The organism is Candidatus Tectomicrobia bacterium, assembly GCA_016192135.1.
In the GTDB taxonomy this organism is placed as follows: Bacteria; UBA8248; UBA8248; order UBA8248; family UBA8248; genus 2-12-FULL-69-37.
The window spans coordinates 75,959-100,137 of sequence record JACPUR010000023.1 but is presented as its reverse complement, the minus strand read 5'-3'; the positions used below and the strand labels follow the sequence as shown (position 1 = coordinate 100,137).

Genomic DNA, 24,179 nt, shown 5'->3' with positions numbered 1-24,179 from the left:
GCGACGGATGAACAACGGTTGGACCTTCGCCCGGGAGCTGGGGGCCACCCTCCTCCGCTTGGCGCTCGGCGCCTACTACCTCATGCACGCCTACTACGCCGGGGCCGTCATCGGGATCCCCGCCCTGGCCCAGGCCAACGCCACCCGGTACATGGTGCCGCTGCCGGAGCTCTCCGCCTGGTACATCGTCCTGGGCCACGGCGCCGGCGGGCTCATGCTGCTGATCGGCCTCTACCCCCGGATCGGCGCCCTGCTGAACATCCCCATCATGGCGGGCGCGTTCTTGTTCGTCCACCTGAACCAGGGCTTCTTCATGCGGGGGATGGCCCTCCCGGACGGCCGCGCCGCGGCCGCGGGCTTCGAGTACTCGCTCTTCCTGCTCCTCGCGACGGCCGCCTCGCTTCTCATCGGGGGAGGCCGCTTCACCCTGCGGACCGCCCGCAAGGGCGGCCGCATCTCCCTCGACTGACCCGCCGGCCCGGCTGGAGGAGAAAGCGGCGCCATGGATCTGCGGCGCGCCAGGAACCGCCTCGCCGCCCGCCTGCTGGGCATGTTCCCGGGCCTGGTGGACCGCTGGGCCCGGGGCCGCCGGTTCGCGCAAGAAGGCGCGGAAGAAGGCGCGGGGGAGGCCGATCCGTGGGCGCCCCTCGCCAAGCCCCTGACCCGGTGCCGCGTCGCCCTCGTCACCACGGGGGGCGTCCACCTCCGGAGCCAGCCCCCCTTCGACATGCGGAACCCGGACGGCGACCCCACCTTCCGGGAGATCCCCGCCGGCACGCCCCGCGGTAACCTCGTCATCACCCACGACTACTACGACCACCGCGACGCCGACCGGGACCTCAACGTCATCCTGCCGCTCGACCGCCTGGAGGAGCTCGCCCGCGAGGGCCGCGTCGCCGGACCGGCCCCCCTCCACCTGGGCTTCATGGGCCACGTGGACGGCCCCCTGGTCGAACGCCTCATTCGGGAGACCGCCCCCGCCGCCGCCCGGAGGCTGGCCGAGGCCGGGGCCGACGCCGTCCTCCTCGCCCCCGCCTGAGGCCTCTGCAACCGGACCGTGGGTCTGGTCGCGCGGGCCATCGAGGCGGCGGGCATCCCCACCGTCTCCCTCAGCATCGTCCGGGAGATCACCCTCCAGGTGCGGCCCCCCCGCGCCGTCTTTCTCCATTGGCCCCTCGGCCATCCCCTGGGCGAGCCGGGCCGGCCGGCCCAGCAGCGACAGGTTTTTCTCGACGCCCTGGGCCTCCTCGAGAGCGCCCGGTCGCCCGGCGCCCTCCTCGAGCCCGGCTACCGCTGGCGGCGGCACGCCTATCCCGGGGAGAGCCCCTGACCGCCCGAAACCCGCCGGTTTCCCTTTCCGCGGCGATTTTTTCGCCTCGAATATCGGTGAATATCGGTGAAAAAGGGGCTCTTTCCCCCCTCTTCCCTCGCCTTCCTCGGCCCTCTCCGCGCCCCCGGAAAGCCTCCGAATCCGCCGCCGGGCCAATTTTTTCCCCTGGAATATCGTGAAATATCGTGAAAAGCAGGGGGAATTCAGCCCTTATGTGCCCTCATCGGGGGCATTTTCTCTGCCTGAAGGCCCGCCCCCTGGCCCTCTCCTGACGCAGCCGCCTTCCGGGCGGCGTCCCTCCCAGCATAACCCCTCATGCGCGCCCAGCCGCTACCGCAAATGACGCCAATTTCGCGCACTTTCATCTTCAGGCCGAAAAGGGCACGAAATTTACTTATCTGAATTAAAAAGACAGGCAAATTATACTTGACATATTAACACTAAGAAAATATATTGCTCATCGAAGAAGATAATTGGGGCGGGAAGCCCCCCAGGAGCTCATAGGACCCGGAACAGAACCAAGGACCCAGAAGGAGGTAACCCAAATGGCCACGCTCATGACCCGCGACCCCATGAACATGCTCCAGAACCTCAGCCGCCTGATGGAAGAGCCCTTCCGGCCCGCCTTCGGCTACGACGGCGAGGACGGCACCCTGCCCCTCGACATCTCCCAGACCGGGACGGAGATGGTCGTGCGGGCCTCGCTGCCCGGCTACCGGCGCGAGGACATCGATGTGCAGGTGCACAACGGCGTCCTCTCCATCACGGCCGGCTACCAGGCCGAGCACGAGGAGAAGGGCGAGCGCTTCTACCGGCGCGAGCGGCGCGCCGGCTCCGTGAGCCGGCGGGTGGCCCTGCCCGGCATCGTCTCGGAGACCGATACCCGCGCCGAGCTCAAGGACGGCGTCCTCACCGTCCGCATCCCGCTGTCGGAGAAGGCCAAGCCCCACAAGATCGCCATCCAGTAAGCCAGCCTCTCCCCCCTTCTCTTGATGGGGGGGGAGTTCAGACCGCCCCGGCGCGGCGTCATACGCGGCCGCCGCCCGGGGCGGTTTTTTGCGCTCCGCCGCGGACGCGCGGGTGCGTGCTACCATCATCCGCCGGATGCTCCGGCCGGCCGATCGCCGGCGCATGAAACCGCCGCCAAAACCGGAAGGGAGAACATGCCTCCTTTGTACGCAACCGAGAAAGAGAGATTCGTCGCCGAGCTCGCCCGCGACCTCTTCGTCGCCGCCTTCACCGGCCAGCCCGGCCTCCTCAACACGCCCCCTAGCCCCACCAAGTGCTTCCAGCAGGCCAAGCTCTTCGCCGAGGAGCTGCAGAAGGAGAATTTCAGCTAGGGGACCACGGAAGGAAATACCGCGCCCCGGGAGAGGCCTCGGCCCGGCCGCCGCCCGGGGCGGTTTTTTGTGGGGGGCGGGAGACTTGAATCTTCTGAGAGTGGTCACGATTATGTTATTATTCTTGTAATGGAAAATTAGAAGATGCGGAGCAAGCAACAATCGTGATTGTTTTGGAGGTCTCGGAGATGCCAAAACCCTTCGTATCCGCGAATGCATATGCACCTTTCACGCATAGAGCGCATACATGCCTGATAAAATGTTTTCAGATGGGAAGCTGGAAGTATTCCATCAAGATAAGCAAAGGGGGAAAGAAAGTATATTCCGAAGAAAGCAAAAATCTTTTTGCATCCGCAGATGAGGCGTACAAGGAAGCTCAGAAAAGATCAGCAGAGTGGATCGACAACAAAATCGATCGAATAATTCGGTGATCACGAATTCGCAAGATTTTTCTCCCGTAAGAACATGGAGTTTTTCCTTGCTCAGTTTGGGAGCCTTCCCGATTGTCTAATTCGAACTTCCGGAAAGACTCGTTCAAAGAAATAATTTTCCCCCTGCTTAGAGAGTTTCTTCGGCCCACCGTGTCATTCCTGGGTTTATTGTTCCTTGCGTTTATTTTATATGTCTTCAAGTTCTTGGCCTTTGAATGGGTTCTCGCAATCTTAGTGGGGGGAATTATTCTATTTCGTGTAAGACGAAATAAATCCCAGGCTCTTGAATCGGAAGAGCTAGCGGGTAGGATTGTTCGGAGTGGAGATCCGAATGCCGAAGATATGTCGCTTGACGACCTGAATCATGCAGGGGTGAATTGGCCGATTATTGCGCAGTTTAATTCTCTTGAAACCGTTCCCACTCTCAATCCGAATGATGTCGTTGTCGAAAATCCACCAAGATGCCCGCGGTGTGGCACTCAACTAGAACAGAAACTTAATTTCTGGGGTTGGTGGGCCTGGAGATGCGTTGGATGCAAGTTTCGTATGAAGAGTAGGGACGGCTTCAATGTTGAGGCGCAACGTGCCTTGGTGCTGGCTAGAAGGCGACTTGAAAGGGAGGACAGGTAGATACAGGTCCTGCGGTAAATTTCCCCCTCCTCGACACCTCCCCCCTCGCCGTGGTTTCATATCCCGCCGCGCGCCTTCCGGAGGGCCCTCCCATGACGACCGCCGTCGCAGCGCCCAAGTCCGCGCATTTCGCCCGCTTCGTGGGGGCGCTGGAATTCCTCTATGAGCAGGGCTTCCGGGGCCGGGACTTCATCCGGGCGGCGGAGCCGGCGCTGAGAAGGCTCCTCATCGAGCGGGACTGGCTGCCGGAGGCGGCCCGGACGCCCTCGGAGAAGGGCTACGCGCGCCACCTCCTCCACCGCGACCCGGGGGACCGCTTCGTGGTGGCGGCCATGGTGTGGCGGCCGGGCCAGGGCACCCCCATCCACGACCACGACGGCACCTGGGGGATGGTGGGGATGATCGAGGGGGGCCTGGAAGTCGTGAACTTCTCGACCGAGAGGGAGGCGCGGGCGGGCGGGGAGGTGTCGCTGCGCCGGGAGGCACCCCATACCCCCAAGGCGGGGGAGCCCGAGTGCGTGTGCGCCTGCGCCGACATCCACCAGGTGACGAACCCCCTCGGGGAGACGGCGGTCTCGGTGCACGTCTACCCGCGCGACCTGGAGAAGTGCAGCGTCTTCGAGCCGGTCGGGGAGGGCGCGGGGCGCTACGCCGCGCGGACGGTGAAGCTCGACTACACGAAGAGATATTCCTGAGATGCCCGGGTCTCGGCCCGTAGGGGCAGGCCCCTGTGCCTGCCCCGGATTCGTTCGGGCTGGCCCATCTTGCGGGTGGGCGATGCCATGTAGGGGCGGTTCGCGAACCGCCCCTGCAACAAACCGGCATGGCCAATGCGGGGCGGCCACGGGGGGCCGCCCCTACGGATTTCTTTGGGCAATGTTCTTTTGGGCCTGTCATTCTGAGCGCAGCGAAGAATCTGCTTTAAACAAGAACCGAGATTCTTCACTCCGCTTCGCTCGTTCGGAATGACAACAAAGGCAGGCGTATCCATTTCCATTTCATTCTCTGACCGGGAGAGTCGCATGAAACCCAAGGGAAGCTGGCGCGCGGGCCACGAGACCATCGGGCCCCTGCGGATGTACTACCGGGACTGGCGCCCGGCGGGGGGCGGGAAGGCCCCGGCGGTCGTCGCCCTCCACGGCTCCCTCGTCCAGAGCGGGATGTGGATCCCCGTGGCCGAGGGGGTGGGGAAGGCCCGCTTCATATGCCCCGACCAGAGGGGCTACGGCCTCTCGAGCGACCCGGGCTCGGGGGACTCGGCGGCGGACTTCGCCCGGGACGCCATCGGCCTCGCCAACGCCCTCATGCTCGACCGCTTCACCGTCATGGGGCACTCCTTCGCCTACGCCATCGCCCTGGAAGCCGCCCGGATGGAGCCGGAGCGGGTGGCGGCGGCCGTGCTGGTGGACCCGACGGTGCGGGACGCCTCCGGGCACCAGCAGAACCTCGGCCGGGCGGCCGAGCGGCCGGCCTCCTTCCCCTCCTTCGCCGAGACGCTGCGCTGGTGGCGCGAGAACGAGGAGGGCGGCTGGCCGGCGGCGGAGGTCAAGCGCTTCCTGCGGGAGGTGATGGTCGCGGAGGGGAACGGCGGGCCCTGCCGCGCCCCCTACACCCAGGAGCGGCTGCTGCGCCTCCGGGCCTTCCAGGCCTCGCCGGGGAGCGACTACGGCATCGGGGCCGCGAAGCACGTGAAGTGCCCCGTCCTCATCTTCCGGGGGAGCCTGAGCCGGCGCCTCAGCGCCCAGGCGGAGCGGCGGCTCAGGAACGCCCTCCCGAACGGGGCCCAGTCGGTGCTCTGCAGGAAGAGCGGCCACTTCCCCTCGGTGAGCGAGCCCAAGCGCTTCAACGACGCCCTGCGGAAGTTCCTGGCGGGGACGAGGTAGGGGCATATTCTGACGGCCGGTCGCCCCTACGGACGGATTTAAATGGTCGGCCAGATATTCTGTCCGCGGCACCACCCGTAGGGGCGGCCCCCCGTGGCCGCCCTGGTCCGTTGTCAGGGGCAGGCACAGGGGCCTGCCCCTACGGAAAAGGCTTTCATTCGTGGCGGCGGGCCTTGTCGTCCGTAGGGGCGGTTCGCGAACCGCCCCTGCAAAAACCGGCGTGGCCCATGCAGGGCGGCCACAGGGCCGCCCCTATGGAAATCCGCCCATGTAGGCCCGGCATCCCGCGTTGTAGGGGCGAGGCATGCCTCGCCCCTACGGAACCTCGCCCCGCGCCTCTGACCCCCTCCCCCCGTTGTGCGGCCCCCGGGGCGCGGGTATGATTCCTCCCGTCGCCGCAGGCCCATTTCGCGGCCGGCTCCTCTGCAGGGGCGTTCCATGGAACGCCCCTACCCGTTGGCGCACCCGAGGAGAGGAATTTGTCCAAGGTCTTCCCCAGCTCGAAGGCGGCGGTGGCGGACCTCCGCTCCGGAATCACCCTGCTCGTCGGGGGCTTCGGCATCTGCGGGATGCCCCACAACCTCTGCCGCGCCCTGAGCGAGCGCGAGGACGTGGCGGGCCTCCGCCTGGTGAGCAACGCGGGCGGGCTGAACGGCTGGGGGGCGGGCCTCCTCTTCGAGCGCCGCCAGGTGAGGGCCATGCTCGCCTCGCGCGTGGGCCCGGCCTGCAAGGCCTACGAGAGCCAGGTGATGGCGGGGGAGATCGAGCTGGAGCTCGTGCCCCAGGGCACCTTCGCCGAGCGCATCCGCGCGGGCGGGGCCGGCATCGGGGGCTTCTTCACCCCGACCGGGGCGGGCACCGTGGTGGCCGAGGGCAAGGAGAGCCGCGTCATGGGCGGGCGGGAGTACATCCTGGAGATGCCCGTCCGGGGGGACGTGGCCTTCGTCAAGGCGTGGAGGGCCGACCCGGCGGGGAACCTGGTCTACCGCCTGAGCGCCGGGAACTTCAACCCCGTGATGGCGACAGCGGCGGACCTCACCATCGCCGAGGTGGAGGAGATCGTCCCCCTGGGGGCGCTCCCGCCGGAGCGGATCCACACCCCCGGGATTTTCGTGCAGCGGGTCGTGGTGGGGGAGAACCGCGAGAAGCCCATCGAGATCCGCGCCACGCGGCCCCGCGCGGGCCGGAAGGGCTGAGGGGAGAGGCCATGGCGCTCACGCGGGAGGAGATCGCGCGCCGGGCGGCGCTGGAGGTGCCGCGGGGGGGCTACGTGAACCTGGGTCTCGGCATCCCCACCCTGGTGGCGAACTACATACCGGCCGGCTGGGGCGTCACCATCCACTCCGAGAACGGGGTGCTGGGGGTGGGGCCCTATCCCTACGAGGGGGAGGAGGACCCCGACCTCGTGAACGCGAGCAAGGAGACGGTCACCATCCTCCCCGGCGCCGCCTTCTTCGACAGCGCCACCTCCTTCGCCATGGTGCGCGGCGGGCACGTGGACGTCACCATCCTGGGTGCCATGGAGGTGGCCGCGAACGGCGACCTCGCCAACTGGGCCGTGCCCGGGCAGAAGATCTCGGGCCCGGGCGGGGCCATGGACCTGGTGGTGGGGGCGAAGAAGGTCATCATCACCATGGAGCACGTGACCCGGAAGGGGGAGCCCAAGATCAAGGAGCGCTGCGCCCTCCCCCTGACCGGGAAGGAAGTGGTGGACCTCATCGTCACCGACCTGGCCCTCATCGAGGTGGGAGAGGGCGGCCTCCTCCTCCGCGAGCTGGCCCCCGGCGTCTCCGAGAAGGAGGTCCGCGGGAAGACCGCCGCCCCCCTGCGCGCCGCCCCCGGCCTCAAGGAAATGTTCGCCGCCGCGTGAAGGCTGCCTCCCGCCGATGATCGATCTCGAACAGTTCTCCCGCGAGCACTGGGGCCCCCTCAGGCGCCATGCGTACCGCCTGACCGGCAGCATCCTCGACGCCGAGGACGCCGTGCAGGAGACCATGCTCCGCGCCGTCGAGATGGGCCCCGCCCTCGACAGCATCGACAACCACCCGGAGTGGCTCCACGTCGCCGCCACCGAGGCGGCCATCGAGCTCCTGAACGGCCACCCGCCCCTCCCCCTGGACACCCTGGAGCTCCCGGACCTCGTCCAGACCGCGGGCCCCGGCGCCGGGCCCCCCCTCGAGGGCGAGGAGGGCTGGCCCGGGGTGGACCTCCCCTTCCTCTTCCCGCTCCAGTACATGGAGCCCGAGCAGCGCGCCGTGGTGGTGCTGCGCGACGCCCTGGAGGACGGCGACCGCATCGCCGCCACCGCCCTCTCGGCCACCCTGCCCGAGATCTTCCAGATGGCCGAGGCCGCCGGGCGCCGCCGCGCCGAGGTGCGCCGCCGCTGGGGCCGGCACGTCCCCTTCGCCCCCCTCCAGGACGACCCCGCCTCCGCCCGCATCTTCTCCAAGTTCACCGAGGCGCTCGGGATGCGCGACAAGGCGCTGCTCCAGGCCATCCTCGTCCCCGAGGCCGAGATGGTGATGAACGCCGGCCGCCGCGAGAGCGGAGGGGACTTCGTCGCCACGGCCTGCGCCGAGACTCTGGCCTCGATCGGGGACGGCCTGCGCTTCAGCCCCGTCTGGCTGAACGGCTGCCGGGGGCTCCTGGTGTGGGCGTGGCACCCGTACCGCGGGGAGTGGCTGCGCGAGGCGGCCCTCATGGTGCTCGCCGAGGGGAGCCACGTCCGCACCCTCAAGTGGGAGATGGACGGGCACATCCTCAGGACCATCCAGGCCGAGGAGCCGGTGGGGTAGGGGGAGGGGTCTTACGCCGCCTCGATGGGGCGGACCCTCTTCTCGATCCGCGGGCCGTTCTCGCGCTCGGCGCGCTCCAGCTCGTAATGCCCCTGGAGGTTCATCCAGAACTGCGCCGTCGTGCCGAAGTACTTGGACAGGCGCAGGGCCGTGTCCGCCGTGATGCCGCCCTTGCCGTTCACGATCGTGTTGACGCGCTTGGGAGGGACGTCGATATCGCGGGCCAGCTTGTTCTGGCTGACGCCCATCGGCTTCATGAACTCCTCCAGCAGTATCTCGCCGGGGTGGATGAGGGGGAGTTTCCGGGGCATGACGCTCTCCTTCAACCGGACCGCACATGCTTAATGATAATCGACGATCTCCACGTCGTACGCCGATCCCTCGTGCCACCGGAAGCAAATCCGCCATTGGTCGTTGACGCGGATGCTATATTGGCCCTTCCGGTCGCCCTTGAGCGCCTCCAGTTGGTTGCCGCGAGGCACCATCAGATCGTCTAAACGGCTAGCCGCGTTTAGTATCTTCAGCTTTCGCCGCGCGGCATCCTCGATGGCTTGAAAGCGCCTCGAAGGCTGGTTGAAGAAAAGCTTTTCGGTGTCATCACAGCGAAAGCTCTTGATCACGGGCGCATTCTATTACGGTTAGGGTAATGGGGCAAGGGTAACGCAAAAGGATGCGGCAAGAATCAAGAGCAGATTCCTCGCTGCGCTCGGAATGACTGGCAAGGACCCGGTGTCATTCCGAAGCGACCGAAGGGAGCGAGGAATCTGCTTTTGATTTAGCCGGGAGTCGGGCTTCCCCCTACCCCAGCCGCCTTCTCCCCTTCACCCGCTCCTCGCAGGGGACGGGGGTCTCGTTGCCGAGCCAGAGGTCCCAGGCGGTGTGGTGGCCGATGTCCACGCCCTCCTCCTGGGCCTTCCGCTGGAGGGCGATCTGGAGCTCGTCCAGGAAGGCGCAGTCCATGAGCTCGAGATTGTCCGAGAGGTGGCGGTGGAGGACGCGGTAGACGAGCTTCATGTCCTCCAGGGAGGCGTCGAACCGGAAGTTGCCTGCTTGGGTCTGAAATGTCATGTGGTTTCCCCGAAAATCCCGACAAATCGAGCCGAAACGGGCGTAACCGCCCACAGGTCCGATTTTACCGGATCGGAGAGGGATGGGGAAATGGCTCGTGTTCATGCCGGGGCAGGCCGGTGATGTTTCGCAGGGGCGAGGCAAGCCTCGCCCCTAGACGCGGCCGCCGCGATTGGGATGGCGTCTGTGGGGGCGTATCGCGATACGCCCCTACGTTTCCGCGCGCCACATTTGGAGTTCGGAGGGAGGAAAGAAGCCGGGGGCCCGGAAAAGCGCATGGGGCCGGGCCCCCGGCTGGGGGGGGCTAGTTGAGGCAGACCTGCTTGAGCTCCTTGAAGTGGTCGAGCACGTGGCCGGTGCCGCGCACCACGGCGGTCAGGGGGTCCTTCACCCGGTAGATGGGGAGCCCCGTCTCGGTGTGGAGCCGGGCGCCCAGGCCCTTCAAGAGCGCCCCTCCGCCCGCGAGCACGATGCCGCGGCGCTGGATGTCGGCCGCCAGCTCGGGGCTGGTCTTGGAGAGGGCCTTGCGGATGGCCTCGACGATGGCCTTGACCGGGGGCTCGAGCGACGCGCGCACCATGCCGTCGGTGAGCTTGATGACCCGGGGGATGCCGGTCGAGACGTCGCTGCCGCAGACCTCGGCCTCCATGGGCTCCGAGAGCGGGGCGGCCGAGCCGATCTCGATCTTCACGCGCTCGGCCTCGAAGGAGCCGATGGCCAGGCCGTGCTCGCGCCGCACGTAGCGCTGGATGCAGTCGTCCATGGCGTCCCCGGCCACGCGCAGCGACTCCGAGTAGGCCACGGTGTACTGGGAGATGACGGCCACCTCGGTCGTGCCCCCGCCGATGTCGATCACCATCGAGCCCGCGATCTCGTGGATGGGGAGCTTGCTCCCGATGGCGGCGGCCATGGGCTCCTCGATGAGGTGCACCTTGCCCGCCCCGCACTGGGAGGCCGAGTCGATGACGGCCTTCATCTCGACGCTGGTGATGCCCGCGGGCACGCAGATCATCATGGTGGGCCGGCCCAGGCGGCGGCGCGGCATGGTGGCCTTGATGAAGTGGCTGATCATGGCCTTGGTCACGTCGAAGTCGGCGATGACGCCGTCCTTCATGGGCCGGATGGTGCGGATGCTCTCCGGCGTGCGGCCGTACATCTCCTTCGCGCGCTTGCCCACGGCGAGCACGCTGCCGCCGTTGCGAGAGCTCAGGGCCACCACCGAGGGCTCGTCGAGGACGATGCCCCCCTCCCGGTAGATGAGGGTGTTGGCGGTGCCCAGGTCCATCGCGAGCTTCTGCCCCATGAGTCCGCTGAATCTGTCCAGGAGCCACATCGCTTCATCCCCCCCCGTGAAAGCACAGCTGGTTGATCCCCGCCGACCGGGCCGCGGCGAGCGCGCCCAGGGAGGCCGCGATGAGGGCGTTGGGGTCCTGGGCGTGTTCGGGGAAGCACGCCACCCCCGCCGATGCCGTCACCTCGGCCGTCCGTCCCCCGATCCGGCAAGGGGTTTCGTTGATCGCCTGGATGAGCCGCTCCGCCGCCGCCTCGGCGTGCTCGTGCGAGGAGCCCTGGAGGAGCAGGAAGAAGCGGGCCCCATCGTGCCGGGCGAGGATGTCCCCGCCCCGGGCCGCGGGGGCGAGCAGCCGGTGGATGTGGAGGGCCGCCTCCTCGCCCGCCGAGGGGTGGAGCTCCTCCTCGAGGGAGTCTGGCGCGATGCACAGGAGGGCTGCGCGGCGGCCGCGGGCGTGGGCGTCGCGGAGGATCTCGGGGAGCTTGGCGCGCAGGCGGGCCATGCTCCAGCCCCCGGTCAGCGGGTCGGTTTCGGCGTGGCGGCTGAGCCGGCGCTCGGCCCTCAAGCGCAGCAGCGCCTCGGCGGCGGGCGCCGCGGCCATCTCGGCCCGCTTGAGGGAGGCCGGGTCGAACTCCCCCCGGCGGCGGCTGGTGAAGCCCAGGACGCCCGCCACCTCGCTGCCCGCCGAGAGGGGGACGGCCAGGGCCGAGCGCGCGCCGATGTTGGGCTCGTCGGGGTGGAAGAGGGGCCGGCTCCCGTTCGGGCCCCTGAGGTCCGGGAGGCGCAGCGGCTCCCCCTTCTTCAGGACGTAGCCCGCCACGCTCTGGCGCTCGTTCACGGTCAGGCCGCCGAGGAAGAGCTCCCCGAAGCCCGAGGTGCGGGCGAGGCGGGGGGTGCCTGCTTCCTCGTCCCGGAGGACGAGGAAGCAGGCGTCGAAGGGGAGCAATTCGCGCGGCACCAGACAGATGGCGTTCAGCAGCTGGTCCTCGCTCTCGCACGCGCGGAGAGAAGCCAGATATCCGCTGTAGGCGCCGACGTCGACGGAGCGGCGCTCCTTCTGCGCCGCCGCCAGGGCACCATCCACCAGATACGCGAATTGTTGGGCGAACCCCGCGAGGATTTTCTGGGACTTGGCGGTGAAGCACCAGCTCTTCTTGCTGTCGATGGCGAGCGCGCCCTTGGTCAGCGAGGAGGGAAGCGGCGCGGCCATGAAGGACTTGATGTCCTCGTGGCGGCCGTAGTAGCCGAGGACGACGGTGTCCTTGTCGAACTCGTTGACGCTCAGGGCCTCGTTGTTCTCGAGCACCCAGCCGAGGAAGCCCTGGCCGCTCTCCACCGCGGCCTCGGGCAGGAGGTGGGGGCTCAGGCTGTGGTAGCTGGTGAGCTGGAAGACCTTGCGCCGCCGGTTCTCGAGGAACAGGCAGGCGCTGTAGGCGTCCGTCACGTTGCTGACCAGCGTCACCAGCGAGAACAGGTCCCGTTCGAGGTTCATCGGGCCACCCGGGGGGCGGGGCGGATGGGGAACGAGCGGAATCTTAGCAAAGGGCTTTTTTGACTCAAGTAATTTTTTAAGTCATGCCTGTATCCAATTGAATTCATTGTAAAAGAAAATTAAAATTTTTCGCCGCGCGGGGCCAGACTTCAACCAGTGCATGTGGTTGATTCCGTATCTATTTGAAAAAATTACATTTGTTTGCTTACGCCAGAAAGGGCGCGGCCGGATTTGCCAGCAAAAACTAGGAGTTGTGCCTTCGCCCACGAGGGCGCCTACCCATGGGGTCCGGGCGGCTCACGATGGCCCGGCTGACGAGCCTGGCCAGCTCCCGCGCGAAGGCCTCCATGCCGGGCAGGATGCGGAGCCCCTCGGCCCCGGCGGAGGGCCCCGCCAGCGGGGCGAGGGCGTAGGCGGGCTTGCCCGCCTCGCGCGCCGCGGCGAGGAGGGCGGCCAGGGGCGGGCCGAGGAAGAGGAGGATATCGGCCCGGGACGCGGCCGCTTCCGGGGGCGCCTCGCGGGGAAGGGAAGCGAGGTCCCGCCCGCCCGCCGCGCGGTAGCTCTCCCCGGCCAGGCGGGAGGGGCCCTCCGGCGGGTGGAGGAGGAGGGCGTGCCCTCCGGCCGCGGCGTAGCGTCCCGCCTGCTCGAGCGCCCGGCGCCCCGGCTCCGGGGGCTCGGGGCCTCCGGTCCAGAGGATGGCCAGGCGCACGTCCGGCTCCCTAGCTGTAGTACCGCTTGCGGAGCTCGGCGACGCTGAAGTCCTCGGAGGTGAAGAACTCGATCATCCCCGCCTCGCGGCCCTGCACCCGCCGGGCGGCGGCCGGTATCTGGGCCGCGATTTCCTGGGGGACCACCAGCGCCCCGCTCGGGTCGGCGTGGACGATGTCCCCGGGCAGCACGTTCATCCCCCCCACGCACACCGGGACGTTCACCTCCACCACCCGGATGTCCCCCCGGGAGGGGGTCACCCCCGCCGCCCAGACCTTGAAGCCCGCCTTCCGCATGGCCTCCACGTCGCGCACCACCCCGTCGAGTACCGCGCCCTCCGCCCCCAGGCGAAGGAAGAGGTTGGCCATCACCTCGCCCCAGAAGCAGGCGGAGAGGGGCCGGGGGCCGGTGTCCTGCTGGACGAGGATGCAGGGCTTCGGCGCCGCGTCCACGGCCTCATAGAGCCGCAGGCGGGAGGAGTGGGTGCGCTTCTCCCCGGGGGCGTACTCCCCCGTGGTGAAGGTGACGGCGTAGCCCACGGCCGTGCCGGCCTCGGGGAACATGCAGCGCACCCGCGCGTCCGTGTGACCCATGGCGCGGGGGCGCACGTCGAAGGACTCGATGGCGTTGGAGACGGTGGGAGTGTCGAGCTCCCGGAGCGAGTGCAGGGTTTCCAGTGTGAGCATGAACTCTCCTCGGCCCGAATGGGGCCGAAATCCTGGAATTCTGTAGGGGCGAACCTTGTGTTCGCCCGGTCCAAGAAGGGCGATGACAAGCATCGCCCCTACGAAAGCACCTTCCGAACCGGCACCCCTCGCCGCTTGTGCTAGCGCCCGCCTCGCGCGGGATGCCCCCGGGGGATTCTCCCTTCCCGCATCCAGGCGCGCCAGTCCTCCAGGGCGGCCCGGGTGGTGTCGAACGCCAGCTCGGCGGGGTCGATCTCCTCCGGCGCCGCGAACTTGACCGCCTCCGTCTCGTCCAGCGGCCGGGGCTCCCCGCCCGCGATCTCGCCCAGATAGGCCACGAGGACGATGGGGTTCCCGGGTAAAGAGTACACCCCGAGCAGCGGGCCCATCCTCGCCTCGACGCCCGTCTCCTCCAGGGCCTCGCGGGCGGCCGCCTCGGCGACCACCTCCCCGCGGTTCACGAAGCCCCCCGGGAAGGTCCACAGCCCCTTGCCCGGGTTATGCCTGCGCTGGACGAGGAGCGCCTTGCCTTCGCGCGCGAGGATCACTCCGGCCGCCAGCTTGGGGTCCAGGAAGTGGACGTGGCCGCACCCCGGCCGGGAGCAGCAGAGCTGCATGCTGCCGTCCCCCTCCCCCCAGGGCCGGTACGAGAGCTCCGCCCCGCACGACACGCAGAAGCGGATGCGCCCCCCGAGGTGGGGATGGGCCGCGGGCGGCGTGCCGCTCATGCGAAGAGCCTCTCCGCGCCCGGCTGGCAGAAGGGATTGGCGGCCTTCTCCCGGCCGACCGTGGTGTCGGGGCCGTGGCCGGGGTGGACGATGGTGTCCGGCGGGAGGGTGAGGAGCTGGGTCCGAATGCTCCGCAGGAGGGTCCGCGCGTCCCCCATGAAGAGGTCGGTGCGTCCCACCGAGCCCGCGAAGAGCGCGTCCCCCACGAAGGCGCGGCCCGGCTCCCCCTCCGCGGCCGCCCGGTAGAGGGTGACGTTGCCGGGGGCGTGGCCGTCCGTGAGCCGGATCTCGAAGCGCAGGCCCCCCGCCTCCAGGGCCTCGCCGGGGACCAGGAAGCCGTCCACCTCGGGCACCTCAGGCGGCTCGAACCCGTACATGCGCGCGACCTCCGGCATGCGCCGCAGGTTGGGGAGCTCCGCCTCGTGGAGCCAGTAGGGGACACCCAGCCGCCGCCTCGCCTCGGCGGCGCCCTCGGCGTGATCGATGTGGGCGTGGGTGCCGGCGAGGAGGACGATGGAGAGGCCAAGCCGCTCCGCCTCCGCGAGGACCCGGTCCACCTCGGCGCCCGGGTCGATGTAGACGGCCTCGCGGGTCTTCTCGGACCCGGCGAGGTAGCTGTTCATCTGGAAGGCGCCGACGGGGATTCGCTCGACGATCACGTGGGCCTCTCCGAGGAAGAAAGCGGCGGCCGGGGGCGCGCCCCGGCCGCCGCCGGCGGATCGAATGGCCCGGAGGGTCCCCGTTACTTCGCCTCGGGGGGCAGGACGGCGATCTCTATCCGGCGGTTCTTCTCGCGCCCCTCCGGGGTGGCGTTGTCCGCGATGGGCTGGAACTCCCCGAATCCGGCCGCCGACGCGCGGCGCGGGTCGAGGCTCCCCACCTCGACCAGATAGCGCATGACGCGGGTGGCCCGCCCGGCGGAGAGCTCCCAGTTCGTCTCCCACCGCTCGGCGAGCCGCTCGGTGATGCGCAGGTTGTCCGTGTGGCCGCGCACCTGGAGGTCGCGGTTGCCGTAGCGCTTCAGGGCGCCGGCCACGCGGCCCAGCACCTTCTCGCCGGGGGGCTTGATGTTGACGCTCCCCGGCGCGAAGAGGATGCCGCTCGACACCTGGACGACCACCTTGTCGCCCTCGCGCTTCACCTGGACGGCGCCGGACTTGATCTCGGGGGCGAGCTGGGCCTGGAGGTCCTTCTCGAGCTGGGCCTGGAGCCGGACCCGATCCTCGAAGCGGGCGAGGCGCGTGCGCGTCTCGTTCAGCGCACCCTCCGCCTGGCGCAGCTTCTGGAGGGCCTCCTCCTGCTCCTTTTCGAGGCGGGCCATCTTCTCCTGCGCGGTCTCGCTCTCCTGCTTTTGGGTGGAGACCTGCGCCCGCAGGTCGGCGACCCGGCTCTCGGTCTGCTGGCTGTAGCGCCTCGCCATGGAGAGCGACTGCGTCAGCTCCTCGTTCTCGACCTGCTTCTGCTGGAGCTGCTGGCGGAGGTTCTGCGCGTCGTGGGTGAGGGAGGCTATGCGGGCCTGGGCGCTCTCGAGGCTGCGCCGGAGGTCGGCCGCCTCCTCCGCCTTACGGTCGTATTCCTGGAGGCCAACGCACCCCGCGAGGAGGAGGGGAAGCAGGAGGAGGGCAGGGCACCCGCGTGAGCCGCGCATCAGACGACCGCCTTTCCTTGGAGGAACCGCTCGGCCTCCGCCACGTCCTCGCGGCTGCCGATGACGAGGGGCACGCGCTGGTGGAGCTTCTCGGGCACGATGTCGAGCGTGCGCTGCGCGCCGTCGCTCGACGCCCCTCCCGCCTGCTCCACGATGAATGCCATGGGATTGCACTCGTAGATCAGGCGGAGCTTTCCGCTCTTGCTCTTCTTGTCCCCAGGGTAGAGGAAGACCCCGCCCTTGAGGAGGTTCCGGTGGAAGTCCGCCACCAGGGAGCCGATGTAGCGGCCCGAGTAGGGCCGCCCGCTCGCCTTGTCCTCGCTCTTGAGGTGGCGGATGTACCGGGCCACCTCGTCGAACCAGTAGACGGAGTTCCCCTCGTTGATGCTGTAGATCTTCCCGCGCTTCGGGATCTGGATGTTCGGGTGCGAGAGGAAGAACTCCCCGACCGAAGGGTCCAGGGTGAAGCCGTTGACCCCGTTGCCGGTGGTGTAGACGAGCATGGTGGAGGAGCCGTAGATGACGTAGCCGGCGCAGAGCTGCTCCGAGCCCTTCTGGAGGAAATCGTCGATGGTGGCGGGGCCGCCATCGGGCGAGCGCCGCCGGAGGATGGAGAAGATGGAGCCGATGCTCACGTTCACGTCGATGTTCGAGGAGCCGTCCAGCGGGTCGTACACCACGACGTACTGGCCGTCGTCCACGAAGCTGCCGGGGACGAGGTAGGGCGCCTCCATCTCCTCGCTGGCCATGGCGGAGACGGTGCCCGTGTGGTCGAGCGCCCGCCGGATGACCTCGTTCGCGTACTCGTCGAGCTTCTGGACCTCCTCGCCCTGGACGTTCGTCTTGCCGGTCAGGCCCAGTATCTCGACGAGGCCCGCCTTGTTGACCTCGGCGTTGACGATCTTGGCCGCGAGGCATATCTGGCTCACGAGCCGCGTGAAGACGCCCCGGGCGCCGGGGTGCTTCCGCTCCTCGTTGCGGAGGTGGCGCTCCAGGGTGATGCCCTTCAGGTCCTCGGCGGGGATTGTCTCGCCCACGGTTGCCATCACGCCACCCTCCTTTCCCCGGCCGTCTCGATGGGCCCTTTTAAACGGCGGCAAGCTCGCGCTCCATCGCCTCGCTGTACTTGGCCAGGGCCGCGGCGCCGTTGCACTTGGCGCGGTGGTGGAAGATCTTCTGGGCCTTGATCACGTTCTCGGGTTTGCCCGCCCACGCCTTCATCGAGGGGGCCTGCAGGGCTCGCCCGTAGGAGAAGCTGAGCTTCCAGGGGTTGCCGCCGATCTGATTCATGGCGTTGAGGTGCGCCGTGGCCGCCTCGTCGGTCTGGCCGCCCGAGAGGAACACGACGCCCGGCACCGCGGAGGGCACGCAGCGGCGCAGGCACCTGAGGGTCATCTCCGCCACCTGCTGGACGCCGGCCTGCACCGGGCACTTCTTGCCCGAGACCACCATGTTGGGCTTGAGCAGGATCTTCTCGAGGGGCACGCGCTGCTGGAAAAGGGAGTTGAAGACGGTCTTGAGGGTCCACTCGGTCGCGTCGAAGCAGGTCTCGATGGTGTTGTCCGCGTCCATGAGGACCTCGGGCTCCACGATGGGTACGAGGCCGCCCTCGACGCAGATGGCCGCGTAGCGGGCCAGGGCGTGGGCGTTCGTCTCGATGCAGTAGCGGGTGGGGATGCCCGGGCCGATGGTGATGACGGCGCGCCACTTGGCGAAGCGCGCGCCCAGATCGTGGTACTCCTTGACGCGGCCGGCCAGGCCGTCGAGGCCCTCGGTGATGACCTCCTCGGGCGAGAAAGGGAGAGGCTTGGTGCCCTTGTCCACCTTGATGCCCGGGATGGAGCCTTCCTTCGAGAGCACCTCGGGGAAGGGCACGCCCTTCAGGGACTTCTGCCGGATGGTCTCGTCGAAGAGAATCACGCCGCTGATGTAGCCGCCGAACCCGGGCGTGGTGAAGAGCATGTCCCGGTAGGCGCGGCGGTTCTCCTCGGTGTTGGGAATGTTGAGGGACTTGAACCGCCTCTCGATGGTGCCCGTGCTCTCGTCGGCGGCGAGGATGCCCTTGCCGTCTGCGACCAACTGCCTGGCGGTGGTTTCGAGATCCGGCGCGCTCATGGTGTCACTCCTTCATCTGGCCTGGAGGAAACAATGCCCGGTCCCTTCCTTTTCCCGGCGGAAACGCCGCTCTCCCGGAAGGAGTCTCCGCCCTGAAGGCTCCGACGCCCGAGGAAGAAAGCCCCTGATTCATACCTGAGCGTGGAGGAATGGCCCCTTGAAAGGCCGGGGCCGACGGTACGCTTCGCAGCAACGGAACAACTGACGGAAGGATATCAGATTCGGGGCCAGGAAAAAAACCCTTTCGGCGAGTCCTTTCCCGCGGCGGAGCGGCGGAGAAACCGGACCGGCGTGGGATATACTCGCGGTTCAGGTGTTCACCGGGGGGGCGCATGGCCGGAGGCGGGGCAGGAGGAGGGGAGGGGCCCGCCGGAGAACCCTCGGCCTCCGGGGCCGCTTCGCGGGAAAACCCGCCTTCTCCGGCCCGCTGGCGGATGCCCGCCTTCTACTTCATCCACTTCTTCGGGGTCGGGGTCACCCTCCCCTTCCTGAACGTCTACTTCGACGCCGCCGGCATGAAGGGGCTCCAGCTCGGGCTCCTGAACGCCGTCCCCCGCCTCACCCTGGGCTTCGCCCCTCCGCTCATGGCCGCCCTGGCCGACAAGTACCGCCGGGGACGGGAGGTGCTCATCATCGGGGCGGCCGCGGGGGTGGCCGCCTCCCTCGCCATGTGGGGGGCCGAGGGCTTCTGGCCCCTCCTCGTCCTCGTGACGCTCTACTCCGCCGCCCGGGGTTCCCTCGTCCCCATCGCCGAGAACATCTGCCTTCGGGAGATCGCCGTGAGCGGCGCGCAGTACGGCCGGGTGCGGCTGTGGGGCTCTCTCGGCTTCATCGCGGCGGCCCTGGGGGTGGGGGCGCTGGTGGACGCGGCCTCGATCGGGATCATGTTTCCCGTGCTGGCCGGGAGCGGCGCCCTCCTCATCGGCGTGGCCGCCTTCTTCCCCCGGGAGGGCGGGGAGGTGAGGCTGCGCTTCGGGGGGGACCTGTTGGAGCTCCTCCGGAACCGCCCCTACATGGTGCTGGTGGGGGCGAGCACCCTCGTGGCCTTCAGCGCGGGCCCGTTCAGCATCTACTTCAGCATCTACCTGAAGGAGCTCGGCCACCCGGCCTGGGTGATCGGCATGGCCTGGACGGCCGGGGTGGCGAGCGAGATCGTCTTCTTCGTCTACGCCCAGGCGCTCCAGCGGCGGGTCGGCCTCAAGGCCATGATCGCGGCCGGCATGGCGGCCTACGCCCTCAGGTGGGAGATGATCACCTGGACCGACAGCGGCGTCCTGCTCGTGGCCATCCAGCTCCTGCACGGGGTGAGCTTCGGGGTCTTCCACGCCGCCTCGATCCAGTACGTCGACCGCCTGAGCGGCCCCGCCACCAAGAACACCGCCCAGTCCCTCTACAGCTCGGCCGAGATCGGCCTCGGGGTGACGGCGGGGGGGCTCCTGGCGAGCTGGCTCGTCCCCCAGTGGGGCTTCATCCCCCTCCTCCACGCCGGGGCGCTTCTCTCCCTGGCCGGGGCGGCCTGGTTCGTCCTGGCGCTGGGGCTCCGGGAGGAGGCTTGAGCGCTTGGTGCACGCCGCGGAAGGGCCTAAAATCCTCTCACGTTTTGCATCGAATTCATCCGAACATCATCCGGCGGGGGAGAAATCTCATGAGCGGGTATCCGAGGAACGGCGTCCGGGACGGGATGCGGGTCGACTGGGACGTCCCCATCGAGATGGACGACGGGGTGGTGCTCAGGGCGGACGTCTTCCGGCCGGTGCAGGGCGGCACGTATCCCCCCATCCTCAGCTACGGCCCCTACGCCAAGTGGCTCCACACCGAGGACGGCTATCCCCAGCAATGGAAGACAATGGTGGAGCGCTTCCCGGACACCGCCGCCGGCTCGACCAACAAGTACCAGACCTGGGAGGTGGTGGACCCCGAGAAGTGGGTGCCGGACGGCTACGCCGTCGTCCGGGTGGACGCGCGCGGGGTGGGCCGCTCGGAGGGCTTCCTCGACCCCTGGTCCGCCCGCGAGGCCCGCGACCTGCACGACTGCATCGAGTGGGCCGCCCGCCAGCCCTGGAGCAACGGGCGGGTGGGGCTGAACGGCATCTCGTATTTCGCGATGAACCAGTGGCAGGCGGCCTCCCTCCAGCCCCCCCACCTGGCCGCCATGTGCGCCTGGGAGGGCGCGGCCGACTTCTACCGCGACATGGGCCACCACGGGGGCATCCACTGCCGCTTCCCGGAGCTCTGGTACGTCCGCCGGGTGGTGCCGCGCCAGCACGGCAAGGGCGAGCGCGGCTACCGGAGCCGCATGAACGGGGAGTGGGTGTCGGGGCCCGAGACCCTCCCCGAGGAGGCGCTGGCCGCCCGCCGGGCGGACTTCGCCGGGGACGTCCTCAAGCACGACCTGGACGACGATTACTGGAAATCGCGCATGCCCGACTGGTCGAAGGTGAAGGTGCCCTTCCTCTCCCCGGCCAACTGGGGCGGCGTGGGGCTCCACCCGCGCGGCAACTTCGAGGCCTTCACGCAGGCCGCCTCCAAGGAGAAATGGCTCGAGGTGCACGGCTTCGAGCACTGGACCGGCTTCTTCACCGACGCGGGCGTGGCCTACCAGAAGAAGTTCTTCGGCCACTTCCTCAAGGGGGAGGACACGGGCTGGAAGAAGGAGCCGCCCGTCCGGCTCCTGGTGCGCCACCCGGGCGACGTGTTCGTCGAGCGTGCCGAGAGGGAATGGCCCCTCGCCCGGACGAAGTGGACGAAGCTCTATCTCCACCCCGCCGATCAGGCGCTCTCCGCCGGGAAGCCGGCCAGGGCCGGGAAGGCCTCCTACCCCGGCCTGGGGGAGGGCCTCACCTTCCTCACCGCGCCCTTCAAGACCGAGACCGAGATCACCGGCCCGGCGGCGGCCAAGCTCTTCATCTCCTCCGAGACCGGGGACGCCGACCTCTTCCTCGCCCTGCGCCTCTTCGACCCCGCGATGAAGGAGGTCGTCTTCGAGGGCGCGATGGACCACCACACCCCGGTGGCCCTGGGCTGGCTCCGGGCCTCCCACCGCAAGCTCGACAAGAAGCTCTCCCTGCCCTGGCGCCCCTACCACGCCCACGACGAGAAGCAGCCCCTCGCGCCGGGCCGGGTGTACGAGCTCGACGTGGAGATCTGGCCCACGAGCGTGGTCGTCCCCCCCGGCCACCGCCTGGGCCTCTCGGTGCGGGGGCGGGACTACGTCTGGCAGGGCTCCGGGAAACCCCAGGGAGAGAACACCGGCTGCGGGCCCTTCATCCACGACCATCCCCGCGCCCGCCCGGCGGATATCTTCGGCGGGAGGGTCACGATCCACGCGGGGCCGGATCGGCCCTCGCACGTGCTCCTGCCCGTCATCCCGGCGAAGAAGGGGTGAGGGACAGGCGCGACATGAGGTGCCCCCATGCCTGACCCCGCCATCTTCCTGACCGGCACGGGGACGGGCGTGGGGAAGAGCGTCGTGGGCTGCGCCCTGGCCGCGGCCTGGGCGGCGCGGGGGCTCGGGCCCCGGGTGTTCAAGCCCGCCGAGTCGGGCTGCGAGCGGCGCGGAGGAGCGCTGCACCCCGAGGACGCCTGGACGCTCCGCCAGGCGGCGGGCGATCCCAGGCCCATCGAGGAAGTCTGCCCCTACCGCTACGCCCTCCCCCTCGCCCCGGCCCATGCGGCGGAGGAGGAGGGGAACCCGCCGGACGCCGGGCGCCTGCTCGGGATGATCGCCGCGCTGCGCCGGGCGCCCGGCCCCCTCCTCGTCGAGGGGGCGGGGGGGCTGCTCGTGCCCCTGGCGCCGGGCCTCCAGATGATCGACCTGGCCCGGGGGGCCGGCCTCGGCCTCCTGATCGTGGCGCCCGTGGGCCTCGGCACCCTGAACCACACCCAGCTCACCGTCCGGGCGGCGCGGGCCGAGGGCATCCCGGTCGCGGGCATCGTCCTGAACGACCTCACCGGGGAGGACACCCCCGCCGCCCGCCGCAACCCTGGGGCCATCGAGGAGCTCTGCGGCGCCCCCCTGCTCGGGGTGTTCCCCCACCTCCCGGGGATCGGGGCGGAGCTTAGGCGCGGCGCCGGTCCCGGCACCCCGGCGGCGGCTAGGCTGGCGGAGGCGGCGGAAAGGCTGGACCTGGCGGCGTTGGGAAATACGTAGGGGCGGGTTTTAAACCCGCCCCCGCGAATGCGGGCAAATGGGGGAATCGTAGGGGCAGGCCCCTGTGCCTGCCCCGGGGCGACCACAGGGGGCCGCCCCTACGGTTGAATGCTGCCGCGATTCGGGATTTCCGTAGGGGCGGTTCGCGAACCGCCCCTACAGATCCATGCGCCGGGGCAATCTCCGGCGCTGCCCTACCTCCTCGCCGCCAGGGCCAGCACCTTCTCGCCGAGCTCCTTCCTCGCGTCGTCGAGGACGGGCTGGACGGCCCGCCGGAAGACGGCGCGCTCTTCGGGGGTGAGGTCCACGAAGGCGATCCCCATCTTCTCCATCTTCTGGCGGTAGTCCCGCTCCACCACCCCGGCGGCTTCGCGCTGGAAGAGGATGGCCTCGCGCGCGGACTCCCGCGCCGCCCGCTGGAGCTCGGCCGGCCAGGCGTCGAAGGTGGCCTTGTGAACGTAGATCCCCCGCGCGCCGTAGAAGGTGCCGGTCATGGTGACGTGGCCGTGCACCTTGTGGACCCCGTAGGTCATGGTGTTGGAGAGGGGGTTCTCCTGGGCGTCCACCTCGCCCGAGACGATCTTCTGGATGCCGGGCTTGAGGTCGGTGGGCACGGGCTCGGCGCCCAGCAGGCGGAAGGTGCGCGCGTGGATCTCGTTGAGCTGGAGGCGCACCCGCATCCCCTTGAGGTCGGCGGGGGAGCGCACGGGGCGGAGGCGGTTCGAGAGGTGGCGGAAGCCGTTGTCCCAGTAGCCGAGCACCCGGTAGCCCAGGCGGCGCTCGGTGCACTCGGTCAGGTAGGCGCCCAGCTCCCCGTCCAGGGCGGCGTGGGCGTGATCGAGGTCCTCGAAGATGGAGGGGAGGTCCACCACCCCCAGCTCGGGCACGCGCTCGGCCAGGTAGGCGGTCGAGAAGTAGCACATGGTGAGGACCCCCGCCTCGGTCAGCCAGAGGAGCTCGTTGGCCCCGTAGCCCAGGTCCATCACGTTCCAGACCTTGTCCGTCTGGATGGCCCCGCCGGTGCGGCGGGCGATCCCCTCGGCGAAGCGGACGACGGCGCGGCTGTGGGAGGTTTCCGGGGGGGAGTAGCCCCCGAATCGGATTCGGACGGGCTCGGGCATGGCGCTCGCTTTCTCCTGGGGAATCGGGTTCTCCGGTCCGGGTATCCGGCCGCCGGCGAGCATACCGCCCGGGGCCGCCCCGGCCAAGGGCTTGACGATCCTCGGCCGGGTGGGGCATGTTCCCTGCCCTGTTTGGGGCTTTCGCAGGGGGATCGGATATGGGCACATTGAAAGAGCAACTGTTCACCCAGGTCGCTTCCCGGACGCTCAACCGCCTCACCAAGGACCTCCAGAAGAAGTTCGAGCTGAAGAAGGGGGACCGCTTCAACGTCAAGGGCATCACCTACGAAATCGGACCTCCCCGCTTCCAGAAGGACGGCATCCAGTTCGAGATCAGCAGCAAGATCCCCGGGGAGGAGTTCCCCCCGGCGTACGAGCACGCCAACTATTTCAAGGAGATCGAGAAGGCCTGCCGCTCCTCGAGCAAGAAGCCGGAGGCCGCGGACATGGAGAACATCGTCCGCGAGACGCGGGACCAGGAGCGCAAGGAGCGCGACTACGTCAAGCTCACCTACCTCTACGCCCTGAACGAGCTCTACGACGACCGCGAGGTGAGCACCCAGGTCCAGGAGTACGCCAAGAACCCCGAGAAGGCGAAGGAGCTGCCTCCCCCCATGCCGGGCGTGAACACCCTGGCCGGGCGGATCATCCTGAACCGCCTGGAGGCGGCGCTCTACGACGCCGCGCGGCGGAACGTGGATACCCTGATCAAGGCCAACGAGGACGTCCGCGAAGGTCTCAAGAAGCTCCGAAAGGGCTAGGC

At 68.8% G+C, this 24,179-nt stretch carries 27 protein-coding genes; 14 read left to right on the top strand and 13 right to left on the bottom strand.

Annotated features, from left to right (window positions below; all coding sequences use genetic code 11):
- Nucleotides 1–7: 7 nt before the first annotated feature.
- From HYZ11_10920 to HYZ11_10875, 10 genes are all read left to right on the top strand, one after another.
- Entirely contained in the window at nt 8–469 is a 462-nt protein-coding gene (locus HYZ11_10920) for a DoxX family protein (protein MBI3128106.1), read from the top strand.
- 33 nt (nt 470–502) lie between these two features.
- Nucleotides 503–1,039 carry a hypothetical protein gene (locus HYZ11_10915; protein ID MBI3128105.1) on the top strand — a complete coding sequence of 179 codons (537 nt, stop codon included), beginning with the start codon at nt 503–505 and terminating at the stop codon, nt 1,037–1,039.
- Nucleotides 1,040–1,057: 18 nt separating this feature from the next.
- The gene (locus HYZ11_10910; GenBank protein MBI3128104.1) at nt 1,058–1,330 is read left to right on the top strand and encodes a hypothetical protein; all 273 of its coding nucleotides are present in this window, start codon (nt 1,058–1,060) and stop codon (nt 1,328–1,330) included.
- A gap of 545 nt (nt 1,331–1,875) precedes the next feature.
- Nucleotides 1,876–2,298, top strand: a complete 423-nt coding sequence (locus tag HYZ11_10905; protein ID MBI3128103.1) for an Hsp20/alpha crystallin family protein — start codon at nt 1,876–1,878, stop codon at nt 2,296–2,298.
- A gap of 195 nt (nt 2,299–2,493) precedes the next feature.
- A complete protein-coding gene (locus HYZ11_10900; GenBank protein ID MBI3128102.1) occupies nt 2,494–2,670 on the top strand; it encodes a hypothetical protein in 177 nt (58 codons plus the stop codon).
- A gap of 1,153 nt (nt 2,671–3,823) precedes the next feature.
- A complete protein-coding gene (locus tag HYZ11_10895; GenBank protein MBI3128101.1) occupies nt 3,824–4,426 on the top strand; it encodes a cysteine dioxygenase family protein in 603 nt (200 codons plus the stop codon).
- A gap of 327 nt (nt 4,427–4,753) precedes the next feature.
- Nucleotides 4,754–5,614 carry an alpha/beta hydrolase gene (locus HYZ11_10890; protein MBI3128100.1) on the top strand — a complete coding sequence of 287 codons (861 nt, stop codon included), beginning with the start codon at nt 4,754–4,756 and terminating at the stop codon, nt 5,612–5,614.
- Nucleotides 5,615–6,093: 479 nt separating this feature from the next.
- Nucleotides 6,094–6,810 (top strand): CoA transferase subunit A, encoded by a 717-nt coding sequence (locus tag HYZ11_10885; protein ID MBI3128099.1) that lies wholly within the window; start codon nt 6,094–6,096, stop codon nt 6,808–6,810.
- Between the two features lie 11 nt (nt 6,811–6,821).
- A complete protein-coding gene (locus tag HYZ11_10880) occupies nt 6,822–7,484 on the top strand; it encodes a CoA transferase subunit B (GenBank protein MBI3128098.1) in 663 nt (220 codons plus the stop codon).
- A gap of 16 nt (nt 7,485–7,500) precedes the next feature.
- Entirely contained in the window at nt 7,501–8,409 is a 909-nt protein-coding gene (locus tag HYZ11_10875) for a hypothetical protein (GenBank protein ID MBI3128097.1), read from the top strand.
- An 11-nt stretch (nt 8,410–8,420) separates the two neighbouring features.
- On the opposite strand, the gene HYZ11_10870 is transcribed toward HYZ11_10875, so the two are convergent.
- The 12 genes from HYZ11_10870 to HYZ11_10815 form a co-directional block, all read right to left on the bottom strand.
- A complete protein-coding gene (locus tag HYZ11_10870; GenBank protein ID MBI3128096.1) occupies nt 8,421–8,720 on the bottom strand; it encodes a HigA family addiction module antidote protein in 300 nt (99 codons plus the stop codon).
- A gap of 30 nt (nt 8,721–8,750) precedes the next feature.
- Entirely contained in the window at nt 8,751–9,029 is a 279-nt protein-coding gene (locus HYZ11_10865) for a type II toxin-antitoxin system RelE/ParE family toxin (protein MBI3128095.1), read from the bottom strand.
- A gap of 178 nt (nt 9,030–9,207) precedes the next feature.
- On the bottom strand, nt 9,208–9,477 hold the full coding sequence (locus HYZ11_10860) for a hypothetical protein (GenBank protein MBI3128094.1): 270 nt from the start codon (nt 9,475–9,477) through the stop codon (nt 9,208–9,210).
- Between the two features lie 304 nt (nt 9,478–9,781).
- Nucleotides 9,782–10,810: a rod shape-determining protein gene (locus HYZ11_10855; protein MBI3128093.1), complete on the bottom strand. Its 1,029-nt coding sequence runs from the start codon at nt 10,808–10,810 to the stop codon at nt 9,782–9,784.
- A gap of 4 nt (nt 10,811–10,814) precedes the next feature.
- The gene (locus HYZ11_10850; protein MBI3128092.1) at nt 10,815–12,260 is read right to left on the bottom strand and encodes a GAF domain-containing protein; all 1,446 of its coding nucleotides are present in this window, start codon (nt 12,258–12,260) and stop codon (nt 10,815–10,817) included.
- Between the two features lie 244 nt (nt 12,261–12,504).
- Nucleotides 12,505–12,969, bottom strand: a complete 465-nt coding sequence (locus HYZ11_10845; GenBank protein MBI3128091.1) for a hypothetical protein — start codon at nt 12,967–12,969, stop codon at nt 12,505–12,507.
- 10 nt (nt 12,970–12,979) lie between these two features.
- A complete protein-coding gene (locus HYZ11_10840) occupies nt 12,980–13,654 on the bottom strand; it encodes an RraA family protein (protein MBI3128090.1) in 675 nt (224 codons plus the stop codon).
- Between the two features lie 140 nt (nt 13,655–13,794).
- The gene (locus tag HYZ11_10835; GenBank protein ID MBI3128089.1) at nt 13,795–14,382 is read right to left on the bottom strand and encodes an NUDIX hydrolase; all 588 of its coding nucleotides are present in this window, start codon (nt 14,380–14,382) and stop codon (nt 13,795–13,797) included.
- Complete coding sequence (locus HYZ11_10830; protein ID MBI3128088.1) at nt 14,379–15,041, bottom strand: MBL fold metallo-hydrolase; 663 nt, start codon at nt 15,039–15,041, stop codon at nt 14,379–14,381. The genes HYZ11_10835 and HYZ11_10830 overlap by 4 nt, the downstream gene beginning before the upstream one ends.
- A gap of 83 nt (nt 15,042–15,124) precedes the next feature.
- Nucleotides 15,125–16,030 (bottom strand): OmpA family protein, encoded by a 906-nt coding sequence (locus HYZ11_10825; protein ID MBI3128087.1) that lies wholly within the window; start codon nt 16,028–16,030, stop codon nt 15,125–15,127.
- Nucleotides 16,030–17,076, bottom strand: a complete 1,047-nt coding sequence (gene fbp, locus HYZ11_10820) for a class 1 fructose-bisphosphatase (GenBank protein MBI3128086.1) — start codon at nt 17,074–17,076, stop codon at nt 16,030–16,032. The genes HYZ11_10825 and fbp overlap by 1 nt, the downstream gene beginning before the upstream one ends.
- A 40-nt stretch (nt 17,077–17,116) precedes the next feature.
- Nucleotides 17,117–18,145, bottom strand: coding sequence for a fructose-bisphosphate aldolase class I (locus HYZ11_10815; GenBank protein ID MBI3128085.1), 1,029 nt, complete (start codon nt 18,143–18,145; stop codon nt 17,117–17,119).
- A 434-nt stretch (nt 18,146–18,579) separates the two neighbouring features.
- On the opposite strand from HYZ11_10815, the gene HYZ11_10810 reads away from it, so the two are divergent.
- The 3 genes from HYZ11_10810 to bioD all read left to right on the top strand — a co-directional run bounded on the left by HYZ11_10810 (nt 18,580) and on the right by bioD (nt 22,295).
- Entirely contained in the window at nt 18,580–19,701 is a 1,122-nt protein-coding gene (locus HYZ11_10810; protein ID MBI3128084.1) for an MFS transporter, read from the top strand.
- A 125-nt stretch (nt 19,702–19,826) separates the two neighbouring features.
- On the top strand, nt 19,827–21,530 hold the full coding sequence (locus tag HYZ11_10805) for a CocE/NonD family hydrolase (GenBank protein ID MBI3128083.1): 1,704 nt from the start codon (nt 19,827–19,829) through the stop codon (nt 21,528–21,530).
- Between the two features lie 27 nt (nt 21,531–21,557).
- Entirely contained in the window at nt 21,558–22,295 is a 738-nt protein-coding gene (bioD, locus tag HYZ11_10800) for a dethiobiotin synthase (protein MBI3128082.1), read from the top strand.
- A gap of 194 nt (nt 22,296–22,489) precedes the next feature.
- On the opposite strand, the gene HYZ11_10795 is transcribed toward bioD, so the two are convergent.
- A complete protein-coding gene (locus HYZ11_10795; GenBank protein ID MBI3128081.1) occupies nt 22,490–23,416 on the bottom strand; it encodes a TRAP transporter substrate-binding protein in 927 nt (308 codons plus the stop codon).
- A gap of 167 nt (nt 23,417–23,583) precedes the next feature.
- On the opposite strand from HYZ11_10795, the gene HYZ11_10790 reads away from it, so the two are divergent.
- Nucleotides 23,584–24,177, top strand: a complete 594-nt coding sequence (locus HYZ11_10790) for a hypothetical protein (protein ID MBI3128080.1) — start codon at nt 23,584–23,586, stop codon at nt 24,175–24,177.
- The last annotated feature ends 2 nt before the right edge of the window (nt 24,178–24,179 follow it).